This window comes from Malikia sp. (assembly GCF_028687635.1).
In the GTDB taxonomy this organism is placed as follows: Bacteria; Pseudomonadota; Gammaproteobacteria; order Burkholderiales; family Burkholderiaceae_C; genus Malikia.
In genome coordinates this window covers 23445-30399 of record NZ_JAQTZS010000034.1, presented here as the reverse complement: position 1 = coordinate 30399, position 6955 = coordinate 23445, and the positions used below count along the sequence as shown (strand labels likewise).

The following is a 6955-nucleotide window of genomic DNA, read 5'->3' as shown; positions in this document are numbered from 1 at the left end:
ACCTGCTCGGCGACTTTTGTCACTTCGCTTCGTTTGCCTCGCTGCGATCAGCGAAGCCTTGAATTATGACACAGTTTCCTGCGCCTTGACCCAGGGGACTGAAGATTTTTTCTTCGAGCTGCCGGACTAACCTGAGGCAGAAGACAAGGTCTTTTGCGTCGGGAGTCAAATTCTATACCCGCCGCGCGACGTTTTGAAGACCGCAGCCAAAAAATTTTGAGGTTGGGCGAAAACAGCCGGACAGGCTTGGGCTTGGGCTTGGGCTTGGGCTTGGGCTTGGGCTTGGGCTTGGGCTTGGGCTTGGGCTTGGGCTTGGGCTTGGGCTTGGGCTTGGGCTTGGGCTTGGGATGATGAGTATGGGTCGGGCGGATAATCGCTCTCATGGCTTTGATCACTCTCAATCAGGTATCGCTGGCGTTCGGGCATGTGCCCTTGCTGGATCACCAAGACTTCTCCCTCGAAACGCAGGAGCGCGTCGGTCTCGTGGGTCGCAACGGCACCGGCAAGTCGTCGCTGCTCAAGATATTGGCGGGTAGCGAAAGGCCGGACGATGGTCTGGTCCAGACGCAGAACGGCTTGCGCCAAGCCTATGTGCCGCAGGAGCCGGTGCTGGATGGCGATGCGAGCGTGTTCGATGTCACGAGCGAAGGACTGGCGCGCGCCAAATGGGTGCGCGAGCAGTATCTGGAACATGCGCCAGGGGTCGATCTCGACGCGCTGCAAAACGAGATCGAGGCGCTCGATGCCTGGAACTGGGAACAGCGGGTCGAACAGACGCTGGACAAGCTGCAACTCGATGGCTCGACCCGGGTCGGCGAGCTGTCGGGCGGACTCAAGAAACGGGTGGCCCTGGCGCGCGCCCTGGTCAGCCAGCCCGATGTGCTGCTGCTCGACGAGCCGACCAACCACCTCGACCTCGACGCGATCGGCTGGCTGGAGGAGCTGTTGCTGGGCTTCAAGGGCAGCGTGGTGGTGATCAGCCACGACCGCGCCTTCCTGGACCGGGTCACGACGCGGACGGTCGAACTCGACCGCGGCCGGCTGATGAGCTATGCGGGCAACTTCAGCCAGTATCAGGTGCTGAAGGAAGAGCAGCTCGCGCAGGAAGCGGTGATCAACGCCAAGGCCGACAAGCTGCTGGCCCAGGAAGAGATCTGGATCCGCAAGGGAGTCGAGGCGCGGCGCACGCGGGCGCAGGCGCGCATCGAGCGGCTTTCGGTGCTGCGCTCCCAGCGCTCGCAGCGGCGCGAGGCCGTGGGCCGGGTGCGGATGGAGGTCAGCAGTGGCGCGCCGAGCGGCAAGCTGGTGGCCGAGCTGGAGAACGCCAGCAAGTGGTTCGGCGACGGCGACTCGCGCAAGACCATCGTCAAGAATTTCACCGCCACCATCCTGCGTGGCGACAAGGTCGGCCTGATCGGCCCGAACGGCGCCGGCAAGACCACGCTGCTGAAGCTGATCCTGGGTCAGCTGGAGCCCGACGAGGGGACGGTCAAGCGCGGCACGCAGATGCAGGTGGCCTATTTCGACCAGATGCGGGATCAGCTCGACCTGGACGCGACGCTGGAGGATTTCATCAGCCCAGGCAGCGAGTGGGTCGAGATCAACGGCCGCCGCACCCATGTGAAGAGCTATCTGAGTGATTTCCTGTTCTCGCCAGCGCGAGCGCACGCGCCAGTCAGGACGCTGTCGGGTGGCGAGCGCAACCGACTGCTGCTGGCGCGCCTGTTCGCGCGCCCGGCCAACGTGCTGGTGCTGGACGAACCCACCAACGACCTCGACATCGACACGCTGGAGCTGCTCGAAGGCTTGCTGGCCGAGTACGAGGGCACGGTGTTCCTGGTCAGTCATGACCGGCGCTTCCTCGACAACGTGGTCACGAGCACCATCGTGTTCGAGGGCGACGGCCTGTGGCGCGAATACGAGGGCAGCGTGCAGGACTGGCTGACACAGGCGGCACGGGCGCAGGGCGCGGTGGCCGGATCACCCTGGGGTGCCAGGACCTCTTCAGGCAAGCTGGGCGACAAGACGCTGGCGGCCAAGGGACAGGCTGCGACCGCAGCAGGTACAGCTGCGGCTGCGGCTGTGCCGTCGCCCAGCGTCGCGCCGCCGGTCAAGCGCAAGCTGAGCTACAAGGAGCAGCGCGAGCTTGAGGCACTGCCGGCACAGATGGAGGCGCTGGAGCAGGAACAGCAACGGATCGACCAGGCACTGGCCGACGGCCAGTTGTATGCGAACGATCCGGCCAAGGCCGCCTTGCTGTCGGCGCGCCACGGCGAGATCGAGGAGGCGCTGATGACGGCGCTGGAGCGCTGGGAGCAGCTCGGCGGCGTCTGAGGGCTCAGGAGCTCAGGTCGGGCCGGTCCACCAGCGTGGAGAGCGGCAGCTGGCTGAGCTCCTGCAGCAACTGGGCCAGCGAGCGCCCGGCGGCTGCGACCAGCTCTCGACCCGTCGCGGCATCGGCCAGCGCGGCGTTGCCGACCGCGCCTTGCGGGTGGTAGTCCTGCATCTGCCAGGCCAGCTTGGCGCTGCGGCCATTGCCCAGGATCGGGTATTGAGCGGCGCGCTGTTGCGAAGTGGACGCAAAGTCGCGGGCGCGATCCATCCTTACCAGCTCGGGCTTGAGCGCCAGCATCATCGAGGTTTCGACCTGGCCGGCATGGATGCCGAAGCGGTGCTCGGCGGGACTGATGCGGGCGTCGAGGTCTTGGCCCTGCGCGTCGAGCAGCGGCAGGTTGAACCAGCTCGCGCTGTAGACCAGCAGGCCGAGGCGGGTGCGAAGATCGCGCGCGACCAGATCCATGATGCCGGCATGGCCGCCGTGGCTGTTGAAGATCAGCAGCTTGCGCACGCCGGCGCGGGCGACCGATTCGCCGATGTCGGTCCAGAGCCGCAACACGGTCTCGGGCCGCAGCGTGAGGGTACCGGGGAAGCGCTGGTGCTCGGGGCTCAATCCGATCGACTGGGTCGGCAGCAGATAGGCCGGACAGCTGTCCGGCAGGTGCGGGCCGGCGGCCGCGAGTATGCCTTCGACCAGGTCGGCATCGACCGACAGCGGCAGGTGCGGGCCATGCTGCTCGATCGCGGCAACGGGCAGCACGGCAACGGTGCGCCCGGAATCGAGGCGGGGGAAGTCGGTGGTGCAGAGATCGGCCCAGCGGCGCAGGGCGAGTGAGGAAGCGGGCATGGCGAGATCTTAAGCCCCCGGCAGGGTCTGACCCCCTCCTGCACAATGCAGGATCGGGATTGCCACAGGCCCCGATCGGACACCACATTACTGCCTTGATGATGCGCCACTGGATTGCCCTTCTGCTATATGCCTGGCTGACCGCGACAGCCTTGCCCTCACGGGCGCTGGACCTGACGGGAGGCGCTGTCGTCAAGACCGCCCAGGTGCGGGCCGAGTTGCTGGTCCATGCGCCCGAGGGCGTGACAGCCGGCAAGCCACTCTGGCTGGGGCTGCAACTGCAGCACGCGCCCGGCTGGCACAGCTACTGGAAGAACGCGGGCGACTCGGGCCTGCCGACCGAGCTGCGCTGGACCCTGCCGGCTGGTGCCAGCGCGGGCGAGATCGCCTGGCCGACGCCGCGCAAGTTCCCGCTCGGCGAGCTGGCCAACTACGGCTACGACGGCCAGGTGTTGCTGCCAGTGCCCGTGACCGTGACGTCCGAATTCAGTGGCAGCGAGTTGGAACTGGCGCTGCACGCGAGCTGGCTGGTCTGCCGCCAGGAATGCATCCCCGAGGAAGGTCGCTTCCAGCTCCGGATTCCCGTCCAGGGCTCGACGGCCCAGCATGCGGGCCTGTTCCAGCAGGCCTGGGATGCGGCGCCGCGCACCCAGCCGGCCAACGGAAGCCGGCTGCGTCCGGATGAAAAATCCCTGAAGGTCAGCCTGGAGGGATTGCCTACGGGTTGGCGCGGACAGACGCTGGAGATCTTCCCCGAAATCGTGGGGCTGATCACACCGGGTGCGCCCTGGACCCAGGCCTGGGAGGGCGCACGCTGGAGTGCCAGCCTGCCCTTGTCGCCAGACCGCAGCGAAGGGCCGACCCAGGTGCCGCTCGTGGTGGCGCTGGCAGGCAAGGACGACCGTCCTGCGGGGGTACGGCTGGAGGTGCTGGTGGAAGGGGCTTGGCCGGCCACCGCGCAGCGCAGCGAAGTGCCCGAAGCCCTGAAGCAGGCGCTGGCGCAAATCCCGCCAGCCACACAGATTCAGCCGCCCCCCGAGGCCGGAGCCGCCGGCGGGATCGGGCTCTGGGCTGCCCTGCTCGGTGCGCTGGCGGGCGGACTGATCCTGAATCTGATGCCTTGCGTGTTCCCGGTGCTGGCGATCAAGGTGATGGCCTTCGCGCGCCATGCCGATGACCGGCGCGCGCACCGCCGGGCCGGCCTGGCCTACACGGCGGGCGTGCTGCTGTCCTTCCTGGCGCTGGGCGGCCTGCTGCTGGCGCTGCGAGCGGCGGGCGAACAGCTGGGCTGGGGCTTCCAGTTGCAGAATCCGGCGGTGGTGGCCGGCCTGGCCTTGCTGTTCACCGCGATCGGCCTGAACCTGGCGGGGCTGTGCGAGTTCGGCCGCGTGCTGCCGGCCTCGCTGGCGGGGCTGCAATTGCGTCATCCGCTGGCGGATGCCTTCCTGACCGGCGTGCTGGCGGTGGCGGTGGCATCGCCCTGCACGGCGCCCTTCATGGGCGCCTCGCTGGGGCTGGCTATCGGGCTGCCGACCGCACAGGCGCTGGCCGTCTTCTGCGCCATAGGCACCGGCATGGCGCTGCCTTATCTGGCGGCCAGCTTCTCGCCCTGGGTGGCGCATGCGTTGCCCCGACCGGGCGCCTGGATGGAGACGCTGCGCCAGTTCATGGCGTTTCCGATGCTCGCGACGGTGGTCTGGCTGCTCTGGGTGCTGGGACAGCAGACCGGCATCGACGGGGCGGCGACGCTGTTGCTGGCCTTGTTGCTGCTGGCCTGGCTGGCCTGGGCACTGGGCCGGCACGGACGGGCGCGCAAGCTGCTGGCACCGCTGGTGCTGGCGGGACTGGTGACCTTGCTCTGGCAAGGTGGCGACCGGATCTGGACGCCTCAGCCTCAGGCCCGGGCCGTGATGGGGACCACCGCAGCCGACCTGCCGACCGACGACCGGAATTGGCATCCCTGGACACCCGAGCGGATGGCGAGTCTGCAGGCAGCCGGAAAACCAGTGTTCGTGGACTACACGGCGGCCTGGTGCGTGACCTGCCAATACAACAAGGGCACGGTGCTGTCGGACCCCGGACTGCTGGACCGCTTCGCAGCCGACGGCGTGGTGCTGCTGCGCGCCGACTGGACCCGGCGCGACCCGGCCGTGACCCAGGCACTGGCGGCAGTGGGGCGCAACGGCGTGCCGACCTACGCCGTCTATCGGCCCGGCAAGGCGCCCAGGCTGCTGTCGGAACTGCCCAGCGTCGCCGAGGTGACGCAGGCGCTGGACCCACGCTGAGCGGTTTACGATCAATCAAGATCAGAGCGATCTACGGCGCGGGCCTGAGGTGGTCTGGCACCGCTGCTGCGACAATGGCGGGATGAGCACGAACGCGACCCCCAGCGGCTTTGCCCCGCTGCAAAACGACAGCTTCCTGCGCGCCTGCCTGCGCCAGGCCACCGATCACACCCCGGTCTGGCTGATGCGCCAGGCAGGCCGCTATCTGCCCGAATACCGCGCCACGCGCGCCCAGGCCGGCAGCTTCATGGGGCTGGCCACCAACGTGGACTACGCCACCGAGGTGACGCTGCAGCCGCTGGAGCGCTACGACCTGGACGCGGCCATCCTGTTCAGCGACATCCTGACCGTGCCCGACGCGATGGGCCTCGGCCTGAGCTTTGCGCTGGGCGAAGGCCCCAAGTTCGCCAAGACGGTGCGCACCGAGGCCGACGTCGCCGCCCTGGCCGTGCCCGACATGGACAAGTTGCGCTATGTGTTCGACGCGGTGACCTCGATCCGCCGGGCGCTCAATGGCCGCGTCCCGCTGATCGGCTTCTCGGGCAGCCCCTGGACGCTGGCCTGCTACATGGTCGAGGGTGGCGGCTCGGACGACTACCGCCAGGTCAAGACGCTGATGTACCAGCGCCCCGACCTGATGCGGCGCATGCTGGAAATCAACGCCGACGCGGTCGCGCTCTACCTGCGCACCCAGATCGAAGCCGGCGCCCAGGCCGTGATGATCTTCGACAGCTGGGGCGGCGTGCTGGCCGATGGCAACTTCCAGCAGTTCAGCCTGGCCTACACCCGGCGCGTGCTGGACCAGCTGCCCAAGGAGTTCAACGGCCAGCGCATCCCGCGCATTGTCTTCACCAAGGGCGGCGGCCTGTGGCTGGATGACATGAATACCCTGGACTGCGATGTGCTGGGCCTGGACTGGACGGTGAACCTGGCGCAGGCCCGCGCGCGGATTGGTGGCCATGTCGGTGGCCCAGGCAAGGCGCTGCAGGGCAATCTGGACCCGAACGTGCTGTTCGCCAACCCCGAGCAGGTCGCGGCCGAGGTACGGCGCGTGTTGGAGAGCTTTGGCACGCCGCACACCGATCGCGACCAGACCGGTCCGACGCATATCTTCAACCTGGGCCATGGCATCAGCCAGCACACGCCGCCCGAGAGCGTGAAGGTGCTGGTCGACACGGTGCATGCGCATTCGCGCCTGATGCGCGCACGCGCCTGAGGCAATGGGCCGAGCCGGGAATCGCAGGCTTTTGCACAGTTTGGTCGCAGCGGAAAAAGACCCGTCATGCTGCCGCCCGATGTCGGAACCCAGCCCCATGAAAACATCAAGCTGTTGTTCCAAATGGATTTTTTATTCCATTGAGTTGCAGGGAAAAATCTGGAATGCCGTCGAAGTCCCGCTGTGACGCCAGCCCCGCAATGGTTGCCAACAAAGTTATCCACAGAAAATGTGCTTGACTTCAATGGCATGCTGGCAGCAGCAAGACCC

Annotated in this window: 4 protein-coding genes; 3 read left to right on the top strand and 1 reads right to left on the bottom strand. The window is 67.3% G+C overall.

What is annotated here, in order from left to right:
* The first annotated feature begins 381 nt into the window (after positions 1-381).
* Positions 382-2334 (top strand): ATP-binding cassette domain-containing protein, encoded by a 1953-nt coding sequence (locus PHR85_RS14180; protein ID WP_300055507.1) that lies wholly within the window; start codon positions 382-384, stop codon positions 2332-2334.
* 4 nt (positions 2335-2338) lie between these two features.
* Here the strand turns inward: PHR85_RS14180 and PHR85_RS14175 are convergent, their stop codons facing one another.
* Positions 2339-3184 carry a creatininase family protein gene (locus PHR85_RS14175; RefSeq protein WP_300055504.1) on the bottom strand — a complete coding sequence of 282 codons (846 nt, stop codon included), beginning with the start codon at positions 3182-3184 and terminating at the stop codon, positions 2339-2341.
* A gap of 98 nt (positions 3185-3282) precedes the next feature.
* Here PHR85_RS14175 and PHR85_RS14170 point away from each other — a divergent pair, with 98 nt between their 5' ends.
* Both PHR85_RS14170 and hemE read left to right on the top strand, forming a co-directional pair.
* Entirely contained in the window at positions 3283-5469 is a 2187-nt protein-coding gene (locus PHR85_RS14170; RefSeq protein ID WP_300055502.1) for a thioredoxin family protein, read from the top strand.
* An 82-nt stretch (positions 5470-5551) separates the two neighbouring features.
* Positions 5552-6685 carry a uroporphyrinogen decarboxylase gene (gene hemE / locus PHR85_RS14165; protein ID WP_300055499.1) on the top strand — a complete coding sequence of 378 codons (1134 nt, stop codon included), beginning with the start codon at positions 5552-5554 and terminating at the stop codon, positions 6683-6685.
* The last annotated feature ends 270 nt before the right edge of the window (positions 6686-6955 follow it).